Source organism: Candidatus Paceibacterota bacterium (assembly GCA_041661265.1).
Taxonomy (GTDB): Bacteria; Patescibacteriota; Minisyncoccia; order JAHIHE01; family JAGLIN01; genus JBAZUT01.
Genome location: JBAZUT010000010.1, coordinates 16,309 through 38,765 on the forward strand (window position 1 = coordinate 16,309; position 22,457 = coordinate 38,765).

The window sequence follows — 22,457 nt, forward strand, 5'->3', positions numbered from 1 at the left end:
AAATGAAATTCACACATCTTCACACACACAGCCACTACAGCCTGCTCGACGGGCTGGCAAAGATCGACGACCTTATAGCAAAGGCCGCCGAGTTTGGTATGGACTCGCTGGCGCTCACCGACCATGGCGTGATGTACGGCGCGATCGAGTTCTATCAGAAAGCCAAAGCGAAGAATATCAAACCCATTCTTGGAGTGGAAGCTTATGTAGCGTCAAAATCAAGACTGAACAAGAGTCCGGGAGCCGATGAAAGAAGGAATCATCTGATCCTGCTCGCAAAAAATAACGAGGGATACAAAAATCTCATCAAATTGACGACGTCGGCTCATCTGGAGGGATTTTATTATAAACCTCGAATAGACAAAGAGATCCTGCGCGAAAATTCGTCCGGAATAATCGCCACGTCCGCTTGCATGGCAGGCGAGATCCCCCAGGCCATTCTTGCAAATGACCCGGAAAAAGCAAAAAAAGCTATCCGCGAATTCCAGGATATCTTCGGAAAAGAGAATTTCTATCTTGAGCTCCAAGACCATCCGAAACTGAAAGGCCAGCAGACTATCAACGACGCGCTCGTGAAGCTTTCAAACGAAATGTCCGCCCCCGTCATCGCCGCGAACGACATTCATTACGTCAATTCGGATGATGACAAAGCGCAGGACATTCTGCTTTGCATCCAGACCAACAGAACCGTCACCGAAAAAGACCGTCTTTCGATGCTGGGCGAAGATTATTCAATGAAAAGCCCCGAACGGATGATCAGCAGTTTCAAAGACGTGCCCGAAGCCATCGACAACACCCAAAAGATCGTTTCTGAGTGCAATCTGGAGATCGAGCTTGGAAAGATACTCCTGCCGCACTTTGACGTTCCCGATGAATTGAATCCCGATGAATATCTGGAGAAACTTTGCCGTGCGGGTATCGCGAAAAGATTCGGAAAAACATCGGATGTCATAGAAAAAAGGCTCCGATTCGAACTTGATACGATCAAGCACATGGGGTTTGCTTCATACTTCCTCATAGTCCAGGACTTTGTTAATTGGGCGAAAAATAGCGGCATCGTCGTCGGGCCGGGAAGAGGCTCTGCGGCAGGCTCGCTTGTTTCCTATCTCATCAACATAACCGATATCGATCCGATAAAATACGAGCTTCTTTTTGAACGATTCCTGAACCCCGACCGTATAAGCATGCCCGATATAGACCTCGATTTTGCCGACAATAGAAGAGACGAGGTTATAACTTACGTATCAAAAAAATACGGCGCGGACCATGTCGCCCAGATCATAACTTTCGGAACCATGGCTGCGCGCGCGTCCATCCGCGATACGGGAAGAGCTCTCGGACTTCCCTACTCTTTTTGCGATCGGGTCGCAAAAATGATCCCTATGTTCACTGAATTGGCCAAAGCGCGAGAAGAAGTCAAAGAACTGAAAGACGCCTATGCCGCCGACCCGGAAGTGAAAAATCTCATCGATAATGCGTCGAAGCTTGAGGGCGTTGCCCGCCACAGCTCCACTCACGCCTGTGGAGTCGTGATTAGCAAAGAATCACTAAACCACTACACGCCGCGCCAATTTCCGCCCCAGGATACCACTTCGATCGTGACACAATATGAGATGCACAACATCGACAGCCTTGGACTCCTCAAAATGGACTTTTTGGGACTGAAGAACCTGACCATCATCGAGAATACCTTGAAAATAATCGCAAAGACCAAAAAAGACGTTATCGACCTTTCAAAACTTCCGCTCGACGACAAAAAAACTTTCGAGCTGTTTCAGCAGGGAAAAACTACCGGCGTGTTCCAGTTCGAATCAAGCGGCATGAAAAGATATCTCAAAAAACTCTGCCCTACGGACTTTGAAGACATTGTCGCCATGGTCGCCATGTACAGACCGGGACCGCTCAACTCTGGAATGGTCGACGAGTTCATCGACCGAAAGCATGGACGCAAAGAAGTCACCTACAAGCACCCCATCATGAAGAACGCCCTCAAAAACACCTACGGCGTCATCATATATCAGGAACAGGTCATGCAACTGTCTAAAGACATGGCAAAATTCACCGGCGGACAAGCCGACACGCTCAGAAAAGCCATGGGAAAGAAGATCGCCGAGCTTATGGCCAAAATGAAAGCGCAGTTCGTGGAGGGATGCGTCAAGAATAACATCGACCAGAAGATCGCCGAAGAAACTTTCACCGACATGGAAAAATTCGCAGAATACGGATTCAACAGATCTCACGCGGTTTGCTATGCATTCATCGGATACGAGACCGCATACCTCAAAGCGCACTATCCTGCGGAATTCATGGCATCTCTTCTCACATCCGACAAGGACAACATCGACAGGATCGCCATTGAAGTCGATGAATCGCGGCAGCTCGGCATCGAAGTTCTTCCGCCTGACGTGAACAGAAGCTTCGTGAATTTCGGCGTGATCAATGAAAACAATAAAGACGAGATCAGGTTCGGGCTCTCCGCCATAAAGAATGTCGGCGAAAATATCGTGGAAAAGATCGTCGAGGAAAGAAAGGCCAACGGAAAATACGCCGGCATAGAAGACTTCCTGAGAAGAGTGGACTCGAAAGATGTGAACAAGAAATCCATGGAAAGCCTGATCCGCGGCGGGGCGTTCGACAGCATGGACGAGAGAGGTAAATTGCTTTCCAATCTCGAAAAGATCCTGAGTTTTGCAAAAGAGACCAGAGAAGCGAAAAACAACGGACAGTTCAGTCTTTTCGATACGGGAGATTCATCATCATTGAATGACATCAACAAGCTGAATCTGCAGGAGACCAAGCCTGCCACCAGGATGGACAAGATGAGCTGGGAAAAAGAGCTTCTCGGCCTCTATGTCAGCGATCACCCGCTCAAAGAATATTCGGCATATCTCCGGGATAATTTCTCCGGCGTCAAAAGCTTTGTGAAAGACCAGGTTAATGAGATCGTGAAGGTCGGCGGAATAATCACCAAAATACAGAAGATCATAACCAGATCGGGACAAGCAATGGTTTTTGCGAATTTGGAAGACCTGACGGGAAAAGTGGAAGTCCTCGTTTTTCCGCGCCTGCTTGCTGCAAATCAGGATATATGGACTGAAGGAGCCATCGTATGCATAAAAGGAAAGTTGAGCGACAAAGATGGCGTCTTCAAGATTCTCGCCGAAGAGATCAAAAGGATCGACCTTGATGGCGCGCAGAAATATTCGGTCGAACATGAAAAAGACGACGTGCCTCCCGAAAAGTCTGGTGCAGGGATAACCATTACGGTTCCCCAGCAGAACTCCAAAGACATACTTCAAAGACTTTCATCGTTTCTGGCAAGCCTTCAAACCGGCAAGTGCGACGTCTATATCCTGATCCCGACCTCGGAAACATCCCATAAAAAGATCAAAACGAGCAGATCCATAGACGCGACCGACGAAACCTTGCGGCAGCTTATGGATATTGTCGGCAAGAATAATATTGAGAAATAGACCGGACATTAAAAAGAAGGAACTCGTCAGTTCCCGTCTATGAAGCTTTTCGCTTCTTTTTTTATTTCTTCGGTCAGTTTCAGCGATATATTCGGATCGCCGTCATGTCCGGTTCCCGGACAGGGTAGATTAAGCCAATCCTGATATCTTATGAACACTCCGGTTCTCGCAGATGATCCTCCATATTCAGCCAGTATCTCATCACCGAATTCATCCGTTTGCTCGCTTATGCCGAACGCCTGTTTGAATTCTTTTTCCGTCATAAATATGCTTCCGTTGACGACCGATGACATGGTATGTCTGATTCTCCAATCAGCAGTGCAGCCTCCACCTGAATTTTTTGAAATTTCCAGATGCGCAGCGCCGCTTTCCATGATCAGATGGCCCTTTTTTTGCCTTTTTGCCATGATCATTTTTATTCCATGCGGATGCCACCATTTCGGCCCGATCCCCGATGGCCCGAATTCCGGCCTTATTTCTTCGATCATATATTTGCCTCCATACTGGAAATCTAATGTTTAATCCCGGTATTGTCAACATTTCAAGAAACATATCGCACAATTCTTGACAAATCCATTTATTCTGTTACTATGATCAAGCCTAAAAGCAGGAGGCAATATACATGGAAGATGAAAACACAAGTCAAGAAAGAAAAGATGGATGTAGAGCAGGAGGATTAATGGGCAATATGGCCTTCATTGAGAGCATTCTCGAGGCGCTCGGGATCAATGGAGAACGTATTTCGGAAAAGATCACAGCAGTTGAACAGGCAAAGGAAAACGACGACGCAGATGCGTATCTCGCAGCACTGCATGAATTGCTGGATACGATCGGCGAATCCGCCGAGACCGCATCACCGGAGATCGGAAAACTGAGAAGCGAAGTTGTCGGCATCATAAGGCCGATCATAGATGTTCTGGTAAAGGATTCAGTTATTGATATATACGCTTATATCGAAAATGCCAGAATAGAGGCTGCTCAAACAACGCTGGAAGCTCATAAAAAAATGAATGAGCTCAACGCCGAACTGATCGCAAATGAGATTGAATGCTACAAGAAAAAGGGATTAACCAAAAAAGAAGCCATTGAGCTGATCAAAACACGGCTCGGACGTCCTCAAAACATCTCCTTGAGTTTTCCGACAACCCACGTTGCAGCGCAGGCAGGAAGCGCAAAAAAGTCAAAAAAGGAAATAATCAGTGACTTTGTCAACCTTGCGCAACAAGACCCCGAAGCGCTGATCAAGGCAATGACTTCAATGAGAGAATCATTTGCCGGAAGTTTGGGATTTAAGATCCCCGGAATGGACTGAACAATCATGCTTAAGCGGTGCTATAACCATAGCCCGTATTTTTTTGACATATTTTGTATTTTAATATAGACTTGATTCGGAAGCGATTGAAACAGCCACCAACTGTTTTCCCCGCAAGGAGGATCCCGGACAAGGTCCGAACTAAGCTTCCGGACAATTAGAAAGATATGTCCCTCATAAATCTTAAGGACATGAACGCAGGTGGAACCGTCCACGACAACTTAGAACCGATGACTTATAACGAATAACGTTTATCCTTGTTTTAGGTCATAAGTTATGAGTTATAGGTTGTTTTGGGCCCTGAAGTACTATGAATTAGTGCTTTTTTAATTATAGACAATTCGGATCGATCCAACTTCCGGAAAGTCAAAAAAAGAGGCTATTCTCATAGCCGCTTGTGTTCTATTTTCCTTCTTTTTCGATCTCCTCCGACACTTCATCTTCGATGTCCTTTGTTTCTTTCTCCGTGAAACCGAGCACTTTTTCCATCGCCTTGAATGTTGCCGACCATCCCATCACATATTCGTAATCCTGCCTGCCCCAGCCTAAAACATCGCTGTTCCTGTACATAGCTTTCATTTTATCCATATTCCGGATATATTCCTTCAACATTATTCTGTATTCCGCATGTGCTTCTTCTATCGTCTTGAACATATTTGCCTCCCATTTGGCTAATCAGAGTTTACGATATATATGATTTTTGTCAAACGAAACATATCGACGGAATGTTGATAAAAACCCGATATTGATATTTTTAACTAATAATTTATATTTATGAACAAAAAACCGCAAATGAGCAAAGAGGTCAGCATTGAAATAATGCGCCATTCCCTCGCGCACATCCTTGCAAGCGCAGTGCTTGAGATGTTTCCCGAAACAAAATTCGGCGTCGGCCCGAACATCGAGAACGGCTTCTACTATGACTTCGAACTTCCCCGCACTCTCATTCCCGAAGATCTTCCGATACTCGAGGATAAAATGAAAGAAATCATGAAAAAAAATTATCCTTTTGAAAAAACGGTCGTCGCCCGCGAAAGGGCCATTGAACTTTTCAAAAAAGCGAAACAGGACTATAAGCTCGAGATCCTTTCCGGCGAAGCGAATGAAAAAGAAGTTTCACTATACAAGTCCGGCGAATTCGTCGACCTGTGCCGGGGCCCGCACATCGATTCGACCGGAGAGATCGACCAGAGATCGTTCAAGCTCATGAAGATCGCGGGAGCCTATTGGCGAGGCAACGAAAAGAACAAAATGCTTCAAAGGATCTATGGAGTTGCATTTGGGAACAAAAACGATCTTGCGCAATATCTGAAACAGCTGCAGGAAGCCGAAAAAAGAGACCACCGCAAGCTCGGAAAGGAACTGGACCTGTTCTGTTTTTCCAATCTTGTGGGAGCCGGATTGCCCTTGTTCACACCGAAGGGAACAATTATCAAAGAAGAACTTCAAAAACATATTGAAAAAGTTTGCCGCAATTACGGTTTTCAAAAAGTCATGACGCCTCATCTGACCAAGATCGATCTATATGAAATTTCCGGACATGCAAAAAAATTCGGAAAGGAATTGTTCCATGTTTCATCGGAAGCTGAGCATGATTTTGTCATGAAGCCGGTCCAATGCCCTCATCAGACGCAGATATATGCATCAAGACCCAGATCTTACAGAGATTTGCCGATCCGATATATGGAATCCGAAAAACAATATCGCGCAGAAAAGACCGGCGAAGTCGGCGGCCTGAACAGAGTATATGCCATAACAGTGGAAGATGGACACACTTTCTGCAGGCCCGACCAGGTTAAAAGTGAAATAATCGGCCTGGTCAACATCATAAAAGATTTTTATTCCGCTTTAGGGCTTTGGGGCAATCATTGGGTATCTCTTTCGGTCCGCGATTACGCTCATCCTGAAAAATACATCGGAGAAACGGAAGATTGGGATCTATGTGAAAAGATGCTCCAGGTTGTTTCCGACGAACTGGGTTTGAATGCGAAACGATGCGAAGGAGAGGCTGCGCTCTATGGTCCCAAATTGGATTTTATGTTCAAAGATGCAATGGGCAAAGAAGTTCAAATTCCGACGGTTCAAGTCGATTTTGCCACCCCTAAAAAATTCAACCTGACATATGTCGACAAGGATGGAACAGAAAAACATCCGGTCATGGTTCATCGCGCAGTTCTGGGTTCATATGAAAGATTTATGGCTTTATTGATCGAACATTTTGCAGGCGCATTTCCGGTTTGGCTATCCCCCATCCAAGTCAAAATACTCCCCGTATCTAGCGAAAAGCACATCGACTATGCGAATAAGATCCGCTCCCTGCTCATAAATGAAGATATCCGCGCCGAGGTGGATGACAGCAATGAAAGCATCGGCAAAAAGATACGCGAAGCCGAAAAACAAAAAACGCCATATATGCTCGTAGTCGGCGACAAAGAAGCTGAGAGCAACTCTGTTGCGGTCCGCTCGCGGGGTTCCCGGGTCATAGAAACAAGATCTTCCGCTGATTTTATCAAAGAACTGAAAGAAAACATTTCACAGCGAAAAAGCTGATCCGCTTTCCCCCGAAAAGTCCTATTTATGCATAAATAGGACTTTTTTAGTGTTGACAAAGTCCTGACTTGGACATAAAATGATATAAGCCAAAGCAACAAAGAGGAGAGAAAATGAGACTAGAAGATGTGCCTGTAAATGTAACAATTTGCGGATTAGCAAAAATAGAAGGTGAATGGAGAGTGATCATGGGAATAACAAAACAAATCGCAGACAGCATCACATTAGTCATTGATAACAAAATATACAATGATCCGAACATAGAAATTGAAATATAAACTTGCTCAATTTCTTTTTTTAAATTAATTTTCAAAATATGCCGCTTGCAGCCACGCACATCATCGCGACAACATCCCTGATCGGACATTTTGGCGAGAAATTTTCCAAGAACGGCGAGAATCAGAAATATTTTGTCTTCCTGGCGGCTTTCGGCTCGCTTCTCCCGGACATAGATATCCCACTAGCGTGGTTTTTGCGCTCTGTCGGGCTTGTTTTTGCGCACGGAACCGTGACTCACACACTTCTCTTTGCACTGATTTTTTTATCCGTCTCTGCTGTATTCAATGCTTTTCATAAAAAGAACATATCTGACGCTTTCTCTATTTTTTTCTTCGGCATATTGGTCCACCTGGTTTTGGACTATGCTCTAGGCGGAGGCGCAAGAGAAGGCATTGCCTGGTTCTATCCTTTCAGCAGCGCGACATACAAGATCCACTTTCTGTTCCTCGTGCCTTTTGGCAACACCTTCGAAGCCCTTGATGCCATTGTTCTTCTCGCATTCTTCTATGCAAACTCCCGCGCCCTACTTCAAATATTCAGACCAAAGCCATTGACCAAAACCGAATAACGGGATAATATGGCTTCGGAGGAATGCAATTGTTTATACCGCAACCAAGAAAATACTTGTTGAAAATAAGCGAGTTTCCGGTCTGGTGGAACGGCCTGATCGTGGCAGCAAAAGAAAAATTATATATAAAAACCACGCTGAAGATCAGAGGAAAGCCCAAAACGGTTTTTGGACATCTCAAAATAATAAAGGGCAGCGTTTATCTCATTGATAAAGAAAATAAGCTGTGCTATGGACCGGGAACAAAAGTTCTTTCCATTAACTAAAGGATTCTTGATTGAATCTCTTTTTTTTGCTATTGTTGCTTTATTGCTTTTAGAATGCCCTCAAAATCTTAACCTATGAATTTGTCATTCCCATCCCGTATCGAGGTACGGGATAAGCTTCAGCAGGAATCTAGAATAGAAACGGCATTTTATGCTAACTGGATTCCCGATCAAGTCGGGAATGACAGTTTCTACAACGGACTTTTAGCAAAGATTATTACCGATACACATGAAATACTACATAAAAACCTATGGCTGCCAGATGAACAAGTCGGATTCCGAAAGGATTTCGGCGCTTCTGGAATCAGCGCACATGGAAAAAGCATCCGAAGAATCCGAAGCTGATCTTGTCGTGCTCAACATCTGCTCCGTAAGGCAAACTGCCATTGACCGCATATTCGGAAATATGAAAAAATATAACAAGATCAAAAAGCATAAACCGGATTTCAAAACCGTCATAACCGGCTGTGTCCTGGAAAAAGACAAGAATAAGTTCAAGGGCATGTTCGATCTTGTGATAGATATAAAAGAAATCGACAGAATATTTGAGCGGCTTGGCATAGCGATCGACAAAGACAGATTGTCCGGCATGGAAAGCTATTTCAATATAGATTCAAAACACCAGAGCAAGATCACGGCCTATGTTCCGATCATGACAGGATGCAACAATTTCTGCTCATATTGCGTCGTTCCATACACCAGAGGCCGCGAATATTCAAGACCGGTCGAGGAAATAATCAGTGAAATATCCGCACTGGTTGAAAAGGGATTCAAAGAGATAATCCTTCTGGGACAGAATGTGAACAGCTACTGCGGCAAAGTCGAAAGTCCCCTGCCTGCCGGCAGGCAGGGAAAGTCGAAAGTCGAAAGTGGGAATTTCATAATCGAAGAAATAGAACAATGTGACGACGAAACAATTGATTTTCCCGCCTTACTGCGAATGATCAACAACATCCCGGGTGACTTCTGGATCAGATTCCTGACCAGCCACCCAAAAGATATAACGGAAGAACTTATAAGGACCGTTTCGAAATGCGATAAGTGCACGGAATATATGCACCTTGCGCTCCAGTCCGGAGACGATGATATCCTTTCAAAAATGAACAGGAAATATACCGCAAAACATTTCCTCGCACTCACCGATCTCATCAGGATATATATGCCGGGCGCCGCCATTACAACAGACGTGATCATCGGCTTTCCCGGTGAAACAAAGAAACAATTCATGCGAACGGCTGATGTTATGAAAAAGGCCAGATTTGACATGGTCTATATCAACAAATACTCCCCCCGCGAAGGCACCGCTAGCGCGAAACTGCCAAATGATGTTCCCCTGGAAGAGAAAAAACGCAGGGAAAAAGTACTGACAAAAATACTGGAAAAGACTGCGCTCGCGAACAATAAAAGATATATAGGCAAAACCATCGATGTTTTGGTTGAAAAAGTCGATGACAAATATATCTATGGCAGATCGCGCACTTTCAAAAACGTGAGGATCTCTTTGGCTTGCCCTCCCGAGATGGAGCAAAGCGCCGAAGAATATCACAACAGTTTCAAAATGCTATGCGGCAATTTCATCTCCATCAAGATCGCCATCGCCGACTCATGGGGATTAGAAGGAAAACTGACATCGTAAAAAAGTATAAATCCCCTCTTGAGAGGGGTGGGGGTGTGTGAATTTAGAATGTGCAATCAATTTTAAATGTCTAAATTTTTAATTTTTGCATACATCCCGAAATGTCATCCCAAACCATGTCATCCTGAGCTTACTCGCCTCGCTGTCAGCCTATGGCGAAGCGGGCCGGTAGGCAGGGGCCAGCGGTGTGTGAATTTAGAATGTGTAATCAATTTTCAATGACCAATTTTCAATTTTTATATATAAAAAATAATCTGAAGCTTGCGAGAATCCGCCAGCCGGCGGAGACGAAGCAATCCCAAGACTATGCCGAATAAATCTGTATAATAACGCATAATTTGCATAGTATCGGGATTGCCGCGGTTCTGCTGAACCTCGCAATGACATGCGATATTGGGACTTTTTCAACAAGAACTAAATATACAAACAATAGTTCTTGCGGGAAGATCCTGAAATAAATTCTGAGCCTGCCCTGAACTTGTTTCAGGGATGACAACGTCACATTTAATCGATATCATATAAATCTAAACTTTATTGCATTTTTGTAAGGACGGGTCGCAACCATTTTTTTAGTATTTACTACTATAAAAAAACAAGCTTATGCTTGTATGTATTCTTTCCAGTAAACCGAATACACTGCTTATTCTCGGGGATATTTCTTAAAATATCAAGATTTTCTTCCTTCATCCTCTTTGGGAGATATGATGGATCTCTTGCCATCTTTATTCTGCAATATAATTCCGACAAAGGCTAATTTTGCGTAATAAGTTGTATTTATTCTTTCGTCGGTTTTTAAGCAGTATGCAATAATCCTACCGTCTATTGATAACTCGTCTTCCAACTCTTGTTGACTATAAGCCACTCCCAAGTTGTTTCTCAAAAATTCGTAAACCCTTGGTTTATAGAATTCGATATCTTTTCGTAATTTCTCTTGCTCTTTTTTTAGTTCTTGATCCTGTGTCATTATGTTTACCGGCATTTTTTGTATTCCTCCATGTATTTGTCTCTGATTAACATGTATCACCTCCCCCACGCCTTGTCAAGCGCCCGCAGGGGTTCAAAATCTTGAACCCCTATACTTATTGCTTTCATAAATGCAAATTTTCCAAATTACCTCTATCCAATTCCCATCTCATGGGATTATTTTGAATATATTCACGAATCTCATCTAATGACCTTTCATTACGTATAATATGGTCATAAAACGAACGTTGCCATGCAAAATCTAATGATCCATTTCTATGGATCATTTTTGACGATACGGTTTTAAATGCTCCGATCAATCCTGATAATGGCTTGGTTTTTCGCTTTGGCTGTAGTGACAGGTCGCGACCTGTCACTACCGATTCAAAACCCCCATCCTCAATTATTAAAATTCCATGAAAATGATTTGGCATAATAATGAATTCATCTAGTTTCACATATTCATATTGTTTCTCAAGCCATAACCATTGAACATGTACAATATTCCCATACTCATTCAAAAACACATTCCCATCCTCGATCTTTCCAAAATAATCAGTTTTATCCTTAGTACAAATGGTCACAAAATAATATCCGCCCTGCGAATAATCATATTCTTTCAGTCTGTTTGGCTTTCTATGTTTTTGATTCACATTTGTTATTTTATTTATTTGAACAGCGTTTACTCTCTTTATATTTAATATTTATATTATATCAAATCCGCAGAAAACAGGCATGCCTTTTATAAAAATTAAAAAAGCATCTTATTGATGCTTATTGTTTTTGACCTATCGACACTTCGGTAACTTTGCCAAGTATTGAAAGGTCCTTGGCGATCGTACCGTTCATTATCAATTTTTTGATCTCTTCCTCGGTTAGCACATCTATTCCGGGCTGAAGAGCGACTTTTATTACAGCTTCTTTCATTATTCATGCCTCCTTTGGCTTTTCCGTAAAATCCGGCAGCAATTCGAATATTTCCAATCCCTCCAATGCAACAAGTCCTGATAAAATAAGGCTCATTACGGCAAAGTTTGTGAAATTGCCTTTCTCAAGGACCTGTTCTTTATAAAGAGGGATCATCATCAATATCACGAATGCCATGCCAGATGCAACATACAAAACCTTTATGTGATTGTTTCTATTGGTTTTTGAAATATAAACAACGATCAAAAACAGACTGATGACAAATATTGTCAATAAATTCATATCCATTTTGCTTCCTCCGTACTCATGTATAGTTCATTTCCCTGTTTCTGTCAATCTGGAAGAAATAAGCTGAGTTTCGAAAGTAGGATAATAAAAAAACTGCTTTATTTTAAGCAGTGTCGCCTCCATTGTTGATTATTACTTCCGCTTCCGGCTCGTTCATCTTTCTATTGAACATGAACATTACGGCTATTAAGGCTACGATCCACGTAAGCGCCCATGATCCCGCCAGCATTGATTTCAAATATATTCCCGCTATAAGCATCACAAGTGCCGCAAGTTCTACGTTCACAAAAATAGATTTTGCCTTTTTCTCCTCCTCTTTCGATCTCTCGTCGTTCTTCATATTTATCCGGATCATTGCGCTCATCAAGGCAAAGACAACCGGCATCATAAGCAGAACCAGGATCGCAACTACCATGATTATTGTCGAAAAATACATATCCGATCACCTTTTACGAGACTACCATATAATCGCTTTTAAGTCAATCCGTCCGTCCATCTTAGCCATGCATCGATAATTATTTGCATATTGTCCGATATACCATTAGTATATTAATATCCGGCGGCACAAAAAAAACGCTTCCTGCAAAGCGTAATAATTTATTATTTATCGGTAATCTTCACCTCAGCGTCGCTTGTAACTCTCATTTGTATTTTCATATAATCCTTTACAAACTCCTCCAGTTTCCTGTTCGCCTCCTCCTTGTTCCAGAGATCAATCTTGAATTTTATTGCTATTATCTCCAATAATGTTTCGTCTATGACGAATTTTATTTCACATTGCTTCATGATTTTGAAAGCCTCCTTTTTATAAAGTTATCACAACTACGATCCATGTCAACACTGAAACCGCTCATCGTCATTCTCGGCCCCACCGCCTCCGGAAAATCGGAGATGGCATTGAAATTGGCAAAGAAGTATGATGGCGAGATAATTAATGCTGATTCAAGGCAAGTATATAAGGAAATGGTGATCGGAACGGGATCGCCAGCACAAATTGAAAATGAAAATATCAAAAATAAAAGTGACAATGCAAAAGTCAAAAATAGATCATTCCAACCAATTACCCTTAATAATATACCTCATCACCTCTTTCACTTTGTCAGTCCAAAGAAAAGCTTTAGCGTTGCGGAATATAAGCGATCTGCCATAAAAATGATCCGCAACATCCACAAAAAAAACAAATTGCCCATTCTCGTCGGAGGAACAGGACTCTATATCAGGGCTATCGTCGATAATCTCAATATTCCAAAAGCTCCGCCAAATGATAAGATCAGGATCGCTCTCGAGAAGCGGTCAACTGAAAAGCTTTTCTCTATGCTGAACAAGATCGATCCAAGATCCGCATCGGTCATCGGTCGACACAACAAAAGAAAACTCATCCGTGCGCTTGAAGTCTATAAAATTACCGGAAAACCCTTTTCTTCACAACAAATCAAAGGCGATCAGCTTTTTAATGTCCTGGAGATCGGTGTCAGTATCAACCGTGATAAACTTTATAAAAAAATCGACCTCAGAGTCGATAATATGATCGAGAATGGGCTTATCGACGAGACAAAACATCTCATAAAAAAATACAGCGTGAAACTTCCCGCCATGACCGGAATCGGATATAAAGAGATCGGCCAATATCTTTCCGGAGAACTTGCACTCCCCGAAGCGTCCCAAAGGATAAAATTCCGCACGCATCAATACGCACGCCGGCAAATGACCTGGTTCAAACGCGATGATAGAATAAGATGGATAGGTAATTTCTCCGAGACAAAAAAGTATATTGATGAATTTCTATTGAACGCAAACTGCAAAATTAAAAAATCAAAATGACAATGTAAAATGCAAAATATGAGAGATATATTCATTTTAGATTTTTATCTGCCATTTTGATCTTTGATCTTTGCATTTTAAATTTTACCGGATATTACCCGGAACACTTCCTGCCTTTTATCCATCGAAATAAACTGCCAACTCATGTCTATTTAAGCTTCTTTCTCAATATCTCTTCCGCCATTTTCGGATTAGCCTTTCCCTTGCTTTCTTTCATAACCTGACCGATCAGGAACTTTATGGCATTCTCCTTTCCCTTCGCGTAATCCGCAACGGATTTCGGATTATTCTTTATGGCCAGATCGGCGATCTTCTCGATCTCGCCCTCATCACTGACCTGCCGAAGCCCCTTTTTCTCCAGAATATTTGACGGATCACCCCCCCCTTCAAACATTTCCGCCAGCATCGTCTGCGCTCCGCTTGAAGATATCTTCCCTTCATAGATCATCGTTATGAACTCCGCAAAGTTCTCGGCGGTTATCTTGCAGTCCGCCACCTGTTTTTTATTCAGGTATAAGAGCTTCTGAAGCTCCGTGAGAAGATAATTCGCCGCAAGCTTCGTCAGTTTGTTGGTCACCGTTCCGTCTATGTCCTTTGCCTGTATCCATGCCCTCAGTTCAGATGCGATCTCTTCAAAATAATTTGCAAGATCGGCATCTTCCGAGAATATTCTTGCGTTTTCATCCGACAAACTATATTGGTCCATGAACCTGTGCTTTTTATATATCGGAAGTTCGGGAATGCTTTCCTTTATCTTTTCAACATCAAATACGCCTCCCTCTTTCGAGAGGTCCAGCGGAGGAATATCCGGCTCCGGAAAATATCTGTAATCATGCGCTGATTCCTTTTTTCTCTGAGAATATGTCTCCTGCTTGTCCGCATCCCAGCCTCTCGTTTCCTGGACGACTTTCCCTCCGTCCGACAAAACTTCCGTCTGCCTCTTTATTTCATATTCAATAGACCTCTCCACCGCCTTGAATGAATTCAGGTTCTTGATCTCCGCCTTTGTTCCGAATTCTTTTTGGCCTTCCGGACGCAAGCTTATGTTCACTTCGCATCTCATGTGCCCTTTTTCCATATCAGCGTCCGATACGCCGAGATATTGAACAATGAGCTGCAATTGTTTGCAAAATTCTTTTGCTTCCTCGGATGAATATATGACCGGCTCCGTGACAAGTTCCATAAGCGGCGCTCCTGCCCTGTTGAGATCGACCAGCGAATAGTTCCCCTTCTCGGAATGCAGAAGTTTCCCCGTGTCTTCCTCAAGATGTATCCTGGTTATATCTATCCTTTTCCTGTCGAGCTCCAAATATCCGCCCTTGGCGATCGGCAGATCATACTGGCTGATCTGATACCCCTTCGGAAGATCCGGATAGAAATAATTCTTCCTGTCGAATTTGGAATGTTTTGCGATCGTAGAATTGAGCGCCAGCCCCGTTTTTATGACATCCTCGATCGCTTCTTTATTCGCGACCGGGAGCGTTCCCGGATGGCCCATGCACACGGGACAAATGTTCTTATTCGGCTTTATTTCATCAGGCTTATTCGCGCACGCACAAAACATCTTCGATTTGGTTTTCAGCTCTATATGGACCTCCATCCCGATCACTGGCTCGTATTGCATAAAAAAAGCTTATTATTTAGCGTTTTAAATCATCCTGAGCCAATTATATCATATTATATCAATAAAAAAAGAGCGCGCCATGATCGGCCTGCGCTTCTATTTTAATATCCGGAGTTTTCTGAAATATAACTCCTTGCACTTCTCGCACTCGAAATAATAAACAATAGTGTCATCGCTGTGCTGAGTTATGGCGAAATTCTTAATTTCAACGAATTCCGTCTTTTTTTTGACTATGATCTCCTTCTTGGCCGAGCTCCTGCATGCGTGCACCAGATTTCCGCCGCACTCGCATTTATCGGTCATGACCGGCACCATTTCTTCGCATAATACGCACGGTTGAAATACCATATTCTCGGCTTTCTGAATCCCGTCATTTCGCTTGATCTTCTGGACCACATATGCGGTTTTGTTGTTTTTTTCCTCCATATGATCACCTATCGGGATTATATAGACGGGCTTGCATATAGTCAAGAAAAAAAGCCCCATACGAGGCCTCTTTCTTCAACTTTCTATGTTTTTCTGAGCTTTATATGGAGTTCGCGAAGCTGCTGTTCCGTTGCATCATTCGGGCTTCCCATCATCAGGTCCTTGCCCCTTCCGTCTTTCGGGAATGCATAGATATCCCTGATCGAGTTCCAGTCATTAAGCACCATCAGTATTCTGTCGACTCCCGGAGCGCAGCCTCCATGCGGAGGCGTCCCGTATTGGAAAGCCTTTATCATCGCCCCGAATCTTTCATCCACGTCTTTTTTGGAATATCCCGCGATCTCGAACGCTTTATACATTATTTCCGGATCATGATTCCTGATAGCCCCGCTCGTCACTTCAAAACCATTCAGGATCGCATCATATTGATATGCGAATATTTCCAGAGGATCCTTTTCTTTCAGCGCCTTCAAGCCTCCCTGGGGCATGGAAAAAGGATTATGATCGAAATCTATTTTGCCTTCGACAATGTCCGAAAATGAATACATCGGAAAGTCAACAACCCAGCACCATGCGGCTTTCGACTTGTCTTTCAAGCCGAGTTTGGACGCACATTCATTCCTGACGATCCCCAGCGACGCGCAAACCGTCCTCCATTCGTCCGCGCCGAAAAATATGATGTCGCCGGTCTTGGCTCCGACCTTCTCAACAATTTTATTCGAAAGTTCCGGACCCAAGAACTTTACTATCGGAGACTGAAGTTCATAGGGTTTTGATTCTTGGTTTTTGGTATTTGGTTTTATTATTATGTATGCAAGGCCTTTTGCACCTTTTGTCTTTGCAAGCTCCGTAAGCTCATCTATCTCCGATCTTGAGAACTTCGCTCCTCCGTCGATCTTCAGCGCATGCACCACGCCCTTATTCTCGGCAACTTTCGAAAAAACGGAAAAACCACACCCCTTCACCATATCGGTGATCGGCATGATCTCAAGATCGAACCGAAGGTCCGGCTTATCCGTGCCGTATTTATCCATAGACTCTTTCCATGTTATCCTTCTGAACCGTCCGCTGGGGTCCAGGCCTGTCATTTTCTTGCCGCTGAAATTGTTCGTCATCTCAATGAATAACGGCTCCATCAGATCGAATACATCTTCCTGTTCGACAAAGCTCATTTCAAGATCGAGCTGATAGAATTCTCCGTATGCCCTGTCCATTCTCGGGTCTTCGTCCCGGAAGCACGGCGCGATCTGAAAATATTTATCCAGTCCCCCGACCATCAGAAGCTGTTTGAATTGCTGCGGCGCCTGAGGTAGCGCATAGAACTTTCCCGGATAAAGCCTTGAAGGGATCAGAAAATCCCTTGCGCCTTCCGGAGATGAATTTGCAAGTATCGGCGTCTGAACTTCCAAAAATCCTCTGTCATGAAGATATTTCCTGATATGAGTGAAAAATCTGTCCTTGGTCTCAAGCATTTTCTGCAGCGTAGGCCTTCGAAGGTCCAGAAATCTGTATTCAAGCCTCAGCAATTCATTCGCCTCATGGCCCTTCTCCTCGTTGATCTCGAAAGGAGGCGTCATTGATTCCGACAAAATTTCAAGCTTGAGCACTTCAATTTCTATCTCTCCGGTTTTCAGCTTTGTATTGATCATATCCGAAGGTCTCGCGATCACCTTTCCTTCAACGCGAAGAACAAATTCGTTTCTTATTTTTTCGGCAAGACCCCAGGAATCTTTTGAGATCTTAGGATCAAAAGTTATCTGCGTAAGGCCGTATCTGTCGCGAAGATCGACAAAGATGAGCCCGCCGTGGTCGCGCCTCGTGTTGACCCACCCGCACAAAGTTACCTGCTTCCCGACGCTTTCCTTTCCAAGCTCTCCGCATGTGTGCGTTCTGTAGATTGTCATAAAATTTATGGTTAATTTGGTTTAATATAACAAAAACTCCGTTCTCATTTAACAAGTCTAAACAACTCATTAAATAAGAGCGAAGTTTAATTATTATTGTTTGTTGTCATAATCATCGGATTCCTTCTTTATGTCCTTAACTGAAATAATTATAGCCCATGCCCGAAATAAGTCAATCCAAGAAAAAAGATGGCTGTTTGATCAGACCATCTGTCTTTTTCTCTCTCTTCATTTGAATCAGCTGAAAATATGCTGGCAGAGCACTTTGGGATTATGGTGGTTTCAAAAAGAAGATAGCGCCCTGCCCGCAAAAATATATTAGACCTACATAATGTCTATGTCAATAGCAATGAAAAAAGATGGCTTCTGGTTTTATGCCATCTTGCGATTGCTGTTGTTTGTTTGTTTGTTGTGATTAAAATTGGGTAGGGGGAGTGGGAGTGGTGGTATAAAAAAAGTTATATCCCTACCCTAGGAATATAATATCCAATATCAAAAACAATGTCAACACATGGCACCGAGGCTCAGATCCTTTCCAATACGTCAATTCCAAGAAGGCCCAATCCGCTCCTGATCACGATCGCAACTGACCTGGAAAGAGCTATTCTGGCCTTTGCAGCCTTCCTGTCGGCCTTAAGTATCGGCACAGAATTATAAAAATTATTGTAGAAAGAAACAAGTTCATAGAGATAAAGCGCGATAAGATGCGGCCCATATTCATTTGCGGCATCTTCAATGATCTCGGGATATTTCACGAGTTTTCGTATAAGATCTTTTTCCGAGATCTCCTTCAGCAAGCCGAAATCGGGTTTGTCAAACGGATTGAACCTGTCGATCTTGTAGATATTGTTGAATTTATCTTCCAGCGAACAGATCCTCGCATAGGCATATTGAAGATACGGCCCGCTGTTTCCCTCAAGCGACAGCATTTTCTCCCAGTTGAAAGTTATATCCGTAAGCCTGTTCTGCGACAGGTCATTATATTTCAATGCTCCGACCCCTACGACTCTTGCGATCTTTTTCTTCTGCTTCATGCTGAGCTTCGGATTCTTCTCTTCCACAGCCTTGCGTGCCGCATCAATGGCCTTCTTTATCAGGTCTTCAAGCCTCACAGTCTCCCCTTTCCTGGTTGAGAATTTCTTTCCGTTCTCGCCGAGCACCATCCCGAATTTCACATGCTCAGTCACGACATTCTTGTTCCATCCCAAAAGCTCGAGCGATGAGAACAGCTGCCTGAAATGCAAAGCCTGCTCATTTGCCACGACATAAACGACCTTCTCAGCTTTGAATTTTTCTTTTCTGTATTTCACGGTTGCAAGATCTGTCGTTGTATAAAGATATGCTCCATCGCTCTTTCTGATGATGAACGGCGGAAGCCCGAATTTTTCGAGATTTATGATGATAGCTCCCTGGCTTTCCACGGCTATTTTCTTTTCCCGGCACTCTTTGACGATCCCGGCAAGCATGTTGTTATAGAAACTCTCACCCAGGACATAATCGAATTTTACACCCAGGATCTTATAGATCTTATTGTAATCCTTCAGGCTTTCCCTCGTCAGAAAATTCCATATCTTGATGTTCTCGTGGTCCAGATTCTGAAGTTTTTTTGTCTCCTTCCGCGCAAACTCTTCAAGGTCCTTGTTAATTTCCGTTTCCTTATGAAACCTCACATAAAGCCTGGTCATTTCCTCGACCGGCTCTTCCTTTATCTTCTTTTTATCGCCCCAATATTTATAGGCATAGATGAGCTTGCCGAATTGAGTCCCCCAGTCCCCCGTATGATTGTCTCCCACGACGCTATATCCGAGATTCTTATATATATTATATATGGCCTGGCCGATTATAGTTGACCTGAGATGTCCCACATGCATCGGCTTGGCGATATTCACCGCAGAATAATCTATGACAACGACTTTATTCTTCCCGATATTCGAAGACCCATATCGTTCTTTTTCTTTCAGGATTCTTTCAAGATTATCGATCAGGTATTTTTCCGATACATGGAAATTCACGAAACCCGGAGCAGCGACTTCGGTTCTTTCGATAACCTTCTTCTCCTTGTCGATCTCGCTTATCTTCAGCGCCAATTCGTTTGCGATCTCCATGGGATTTTTCCCCATGCGCTTTGAAACAACAATTGCCGCATTCGTCGCATAATCGCCGAATTCTTTTTTCTTCGGATATTCCACGACAAAAACAAGGCCGTCCAAGCCTGTATATACACTTGATATAGCTTCATTTACTATCTTCTTAATGTCGTTCTTTAGCATATATACACAATAGCATAATATCCGGGGATTTTCAATGTTGCTTTTTTTGCCGATAAACTCTGTAGTTTTCGCGCATGACTTTTAAGTGTATGATTTGAAAAAAGAACCGATTTTATCGATTCTTGGTCATTTTCTCTGCAGTATGATAGCCAATGATACTTAACACGAATCCAACCAAAAGAAAAGTCAGGGAATACATCATCATGGACAGAAGCTTAAGGCTGTGCTCGACTATGGTTTTTCCCGAATTATCGGGTTTAAGAGACAGTTCATAAGCCCATCCCGGATCATAGACCTCTTCAATAAAATAATACACGTTCTTTCCATCCACCATCACGTATATCGCTGCAATAACGCTATTGGGATACATGTCCATGGGCCTTGCCGCAACGAATAAGCCCTGATATAGCTGCGAACTGTTCTTTATATTTGCATACAATGCATCCTTCGGCACCTGTTCCGGCTTTACGAATATCCTGCTCGTTTCTTTGCGCGAAGTCGAATAGTTTACGCCATCGTATATAAAATTAATTGAGGGCGCAGCGCCATCTCTCGGAGCGCAAAACAAACATGGATCATGATATGCCCTGATCACTTCCATTTCAGATGATCCCATCTTCCAGTTCTCGTCAAAACTCACTTCTACAGAACCCTTATCTTCGGGCCAATACATCCATGCCGCAACCGCAAGAGCGGCTAAAAGCATGATTACAACCAATTCAGGCAATTTTTGCTTGTTCAAGTTTCGTTCCTCCTTTTAAATATACATTCCAATACTGTCATATTAGTATCACAATATGCGCTTTGTGTCAAGTACATATTTCTTCATAAAAAAAGAACCTTTTATACAGGTTCATTCTTCGAATCGGAAAATAAGGAGATTATAACTATTACTATAGCAATAAGTAATACCGCGCGACTCGCGACATAGACCGATATTGCATCATGCGAGAACAACGTCAATATTCCAAACAAGATCAATATCACAATCGCACTTATCCTCATTTGCACTAAGTATTTTATAAAACCCATTCTCTCACCTCCATGTTTGTATTTGAAACTTCAAGATCCGGTTTCAAATCAGTGGGTCGGGTGGGACTCGAACCCACGACCATCAGCTTAAAAGGCTGTTGCTCTACCACCTGAGCTACCGACCCATAAAAACTTCTAACCATTAACCATGTAACTTATGACTGTCAGCAAAAATACGTAAACAAGGTCATCTGTTTTGTTATAAGTTTTGGGTTATAAGTTTTAAGTTAATTACACCTATCCTTTATATCACAATATCACAAACAATGCAAGACTAGGGCTACCCTTAGCCTTGCATTACAAATGTGCCATATGTTTCTACTTCTTATTGTCCAAATACTTGCCTGCGCTTTCAAAAGCTCTCAATACTTCAAGAGGTATCGCAAATATAATAGTATTCGACTGGTCCGAACTTACATCGTTGATCGATTGCAAAGTCCTGAGATGCAATGCTCCGGGTGAACTGGCAAGAATGCTTGCTGCTTTGGCCATATTGTCTGCAGCCACAACCTCTCCTTCAGCCTTGATGATAACCGCCCTCTTTTCCCTTTCAGCCTCCGCCTGTTTTGCAATGACCCTTTTCATGTCTTCCGGAAGTTCAATATGTTTCAGGTCGACCGAAACGATCTTAATCCCCCAAATATCCGTCGCCTTATCCACCATTTCCTGGATCCTGTGCGAAATGGCGTCTCTGTTGGACAGAAGCTCATCAAGAGACACCTCGCCGACGATATCCCTCATGGTCGTTTGAGCGAGCTGAGAGACCGCATATTCGAAATACTCAACCTTGATGACAGCCGATGTCGCATCCGTAACCTGATAATATAGAACGGCATTGACATTCACTGAAACGTTGTCTTTTGTGATCGCATCCTGATCCGGCACATCAACGACCTTAACCCTGATATCGACCTTCTGATATGAATCAATGATCGGCCACACGATCCTCCAGCCCGGCGCCATCGTATCCATGAATTTCCCGAATCTGAATCTTATTCCACGCTCATATTCATTGATCTGTCTTATGCTTATTACAACGATCATAATAAGGCCGATCGCGAGCCAGAAAAACAGCACTCCCAATAATTCCGCTATCATATTTTTATATTTAAGTATTA

At 43.1% G+C, this 22,457-nt stretch carries 23 protein-coding genes and 1 tRNA gene; 8 read left to right on the plus strand and 16 right to left on the minus strand.

All coding sequences use genetic code 11. From position 1 onward, the window contains the following. Nucleotides 1–2 precede the first annotated feature (2 nt). Nucleotides 3–3,473: a DNA polymerase III subunit alpha gene (locus WC788_07050; protein ID MFA6097354.1), complete on the plus strand. Its 3,471-nt coding sequence runs from the start codon at nucleotides 3–5 to the stop codon at nucleotides 3,471–3,473. A gap of 26 nt (nucleotides 3,474–3,499) precedes the next feature. On the opposite strand, the gene WC788_07055 is transcribed toward WC788_07050, so the two are convergent. Beyond that, nucleotides 3,500–3,961, minus strand: coding sequence for a hypothetical protein (locus tag WC788_07055; protein MFA6097355.1), 462 nt, complete (start codon nucleotides 3,959–3,961; stop codon nucleotides 3,500–3,502). A 134-nt stretch (nucleotides 3,962–4,095) separates the two neighbouring features. Between WC788_07055 and WC788_07060 the strand changes: the two genes are divergently transcribed. Next, a complete protein-coding gene (locus WC788_07060) occupies nucleotides 4,096–4,785 on the plus strand; it encodes a hypothetical protein (GenBank protein MFA6097356.1) in 690 nt (229 codons plus the stop codon). 402 nt (nucleotides 4,786–5,187) lie between these two features. Here WC788_07060 and WC788_07065 read toward each other — a convergent pair whose 3' ends face one another. After that, complete coding sequence (locus WC788_07065; GenBank protein ID MFA6097357.1) at nucleotides 5,188–5,439, minus strand: hypothetical protein; 252 nt, start codon at nucleotides 5,437–5,439, stop codon at nucleotides 5,188–5,190. 120 nt (nucleotides 5,440–5,559) lie between these two features. Between WC788_07065 and thrS the strand changes: the two genes are divergently transcribed. The 5 genes from thrS to WC788_07090 all read left to right on the plus strand — a co-directional run bounded on the left by thrS (nucleotide 5,560) and on the right by WC788_07090 (nucleotide 10,084). Next, entirely contained in the window at nucleotides 5,560–7,335 is a 1,776-nt protein-coding gene (gene thrS, locus WC788_07070) for a threonine--tRNA ligase (GenBank protein MFA6097358.1), read from the plus strand. Nucleotides 7,336–7,448: 113 nt separating this feature from the next. Further along, nucleotides 7,449–7,613 carry a hypothetical protein gene (locus WC788_07075; GenBank protein MFA6097359.1) on the plus strand — a complete coding sequence of 55 codons (165 nt, stop codon included), beginning with the start codon at nucleotides 7,449–7,451 and terminating at the stop codon, nucleotides 7,611–7,613. A gap of 38 nt (nucleotides 7,614–7,651) precedes the next feature. Continuing rightward, nucleotides 7,652–8,182 (plus strand): metal-dependent hydrolase, encoded by a 531-nt coding sequence (locus WC788_07080; GenBank protein MFA6097360.1) that lies wholly within the window; start codon nucleotides 7,652–7,654, stop codon nucleotides 8,180–8,182. 23 nt (nucleotides 8,183–8,205) lie between these two features. Then, a complete protein-coding gene (locus tag WC788_07085; protein MFA6097361.1) occupies nucleotides 8,206–8,448 on the plus strand; it encodes a hypothetical protein in 243 nt (80 codons plus the stop codon). A gap of 229 nt (nucleotides 8,449–8,677) precedes the next feature. Beyond that, nucleotides 8,678–10,084, plus strand: coding sequence for a MiaB/RimO family radical SAM methylthiotransferase (locus WC788_07090; GenBank protein MFA6097362.1), 1,407 nt, complete (start codon nucleotides 8,678–8,680; stop codon nucleotides 10,082–10,084). Nucleotides 10,085–10,751: 667 nt separating this feature from the next. On the opposite strand, the gene WC788_07095 is transcribed toward WC788_07090, so the two are convergent. From WC788_07095 to WC788_07120, 6 genes are all read right to left on the minus strand, one after another. Next, entirely contained in the window at nucleotides 10,752–11,063 is a 312-nt protein-coding gene (locus tag WC788_07095; protein MFA6097363.1) for a hypothetical protein, read from the minus strand. A 109-nt stretch (nucleotides 11,064–11,172) separates the two neighbouring features. Next, entirely contained in the window at nucleotides 11,173–11,700 is a 528-nt protein-coding gene (locus WC788_07100; protein ID MFA6097364.1) for a transposase, read from the minus strand. Nucleotides 11,701–11,821: 121 nt separating this feature from the next. Continuing rightward, nucleotides 11,822–11,974 (minus strand): hypothetical protein, encoded by a 153-nt coding sequence (locus WC788_07105; protein MFA6097365.1) that lies wholly within the window; start codon nucleotides 11,972–11,974, stop codon nucleotides 11,822–11,824. Nucleotides 11,975–11,977: 3 nt separating this feature from the next. Continuing rightward, entirely contained in the window at nucleotides 11,978–12,262 is a 285-nt protein-coding gene (locus WC788_07110) for a hypothetical protein (GenBank protein MFA6097366.1), read from the minus strand. A gap of 103 nt (nucleotides 12,263–12,365) precedes the next feature. Beyond that, nucleotides 12,366–12,698: a hypothetical protein gene (locus WC788_07115; GenBank protein MFA6097367.1), complete on the minus strand. Its 333-nt coding sequence runs from the start codon at nucleotides 12,696–12,698 to the stop codon at nucleotides 12,366–12,368. 164 nt (nucleotides 12,699–12,862) lie between these two features. Next, nucleotides 12,863–13,048 (minus strand): hypothetical protein, encoded by a 186-nt coding sequence (locus WC788_07120; GenBank protein ID MFA6097368.1) that lies wholly within the window; start codon nucleotides 13,046–13,048, stop codon nucleotides 12,863–12,865. Between the two features lie 45 nt (nucleotides 13,049–13,093). On the opposite strand from WC788_07120, the gene miaA reads away from it, so the two are divergent. Continuing rightward, nucleotides 13,094–14,083 carry a tRNA (adenosine(37)-N6)-dimethylallyltransferase MiaA gene (miaA, locus tag WC788_07125; protein MFA6097369.1) on the plus strand — a complete coding sequence of 330 codons (990 nt, stop codon included), beginning with the start codon at nucleotides 13,094–13,096 and terminating at the stop codon, nucleotides 14,081–14,083. Between the two features lie 148 nt (nucleotides 14,084–14,231). Here miaA and gatB read toward each other — a convergent pair whose 3' ends face one another. The 8 genes from gatB to WC788_07165 all read right to left on the minus strand — a co-directional run bounded on the left by gatB (nucleotide 14,232) and on the right by WC788_07165 (nucleotide 22,437). Further along, on the minus strand, nucleotides 14,232–15,707 hold the full coding sequence (gene gatB, locus WC788_07130; GenBank protein MFA6097370.1) for an Asp-tRNA(Asn)/Glu-tRNA(Gln) amidotransferase subunit GatB: 1,476 nt from the start codon (nucleotides 15,705–15,707) through the stop codon (nucleotides 14,232–14,234). Between the two features lie 96 nt (nucleotides 15,708–15,803). Beyond that, nucleotides 15,804–16,133: a hypothetical protein gene (locus WC788_07135; GenBank protein ID MFA6097371.1), complete on the minus strand. Its 330-nt coding sequence runs from the start codon at nucleotides 16,131–16,133 to the stop codon at nucleotides 15,804–15,806. Between the two features lie 83 nt (nucleotides 16,134–16,216). Further along, entirely contained in the window at nucleotides 16,217–18,037 is a 1,821-nt protein-coding gene (gene aspS, locus WC788_07140) for an aspartate--tRNA ligase (protein MFA6097372.1), read from the minus strand. A 524-nt stretch (nucleotides 18,038–18,561) separates the two neighbouring features. Continuing rightward, nucleotides 18,562–20,307: an arginine--tRNA ligase gene (gene argS, locus WC788_07145; protein ID MFA6097373.1), complete on the minus strand. Its 1,746-nt coding sequence runs from the start codon at nucleotides 20,305–20,307 to the stop codon at nucleotides 18,562–18,564. 112 nt (nucleotides 20,308–20,419) lie between these two features. Next, a complete protein-coding gene (locus WC788_07150; GenBank protein MFA6097374.1) occupies nucleotides 20,420–21,049 on the minus strand; it encodes a hypothetical protein in 630 nt (209 codons plus the stop codon). A 101-nt stretch (nucleotides 21,050–21,150) separates the two neighbouring features. After that, nucleotides 21,151–21,339: a hypothetical protein gene (locus WC788_07155; GenBank protein ID MFA6097375.1), complete on the minus strand. Its 189-nt coding sequence runs from the start codon at nucleotides 21,337–21,339 to the stop codon at nucleotides 21,151–21,153. A gap of 52 nt (nucleotides 21,340–21,391) precedes the next feature. Beyond that, nucleotides 21,392–21,464, minus strand: a tRNA-Lys gene (locus WC788_07160). Nucleotides 21,465–21,657: 193 nt separating this feature from the next. Beyond that, a complete protein-coding gene (locus tag WC788_07165) occupies nucleotides 21,658–22,437 on the minus strand; it encodes a slipin family protein (protein ID MFA6097376.1) in 780 nt (259 codons plus the stop codon). Nucleotides 22,438–22,457 lie beyond the last annotated feature (20 nt).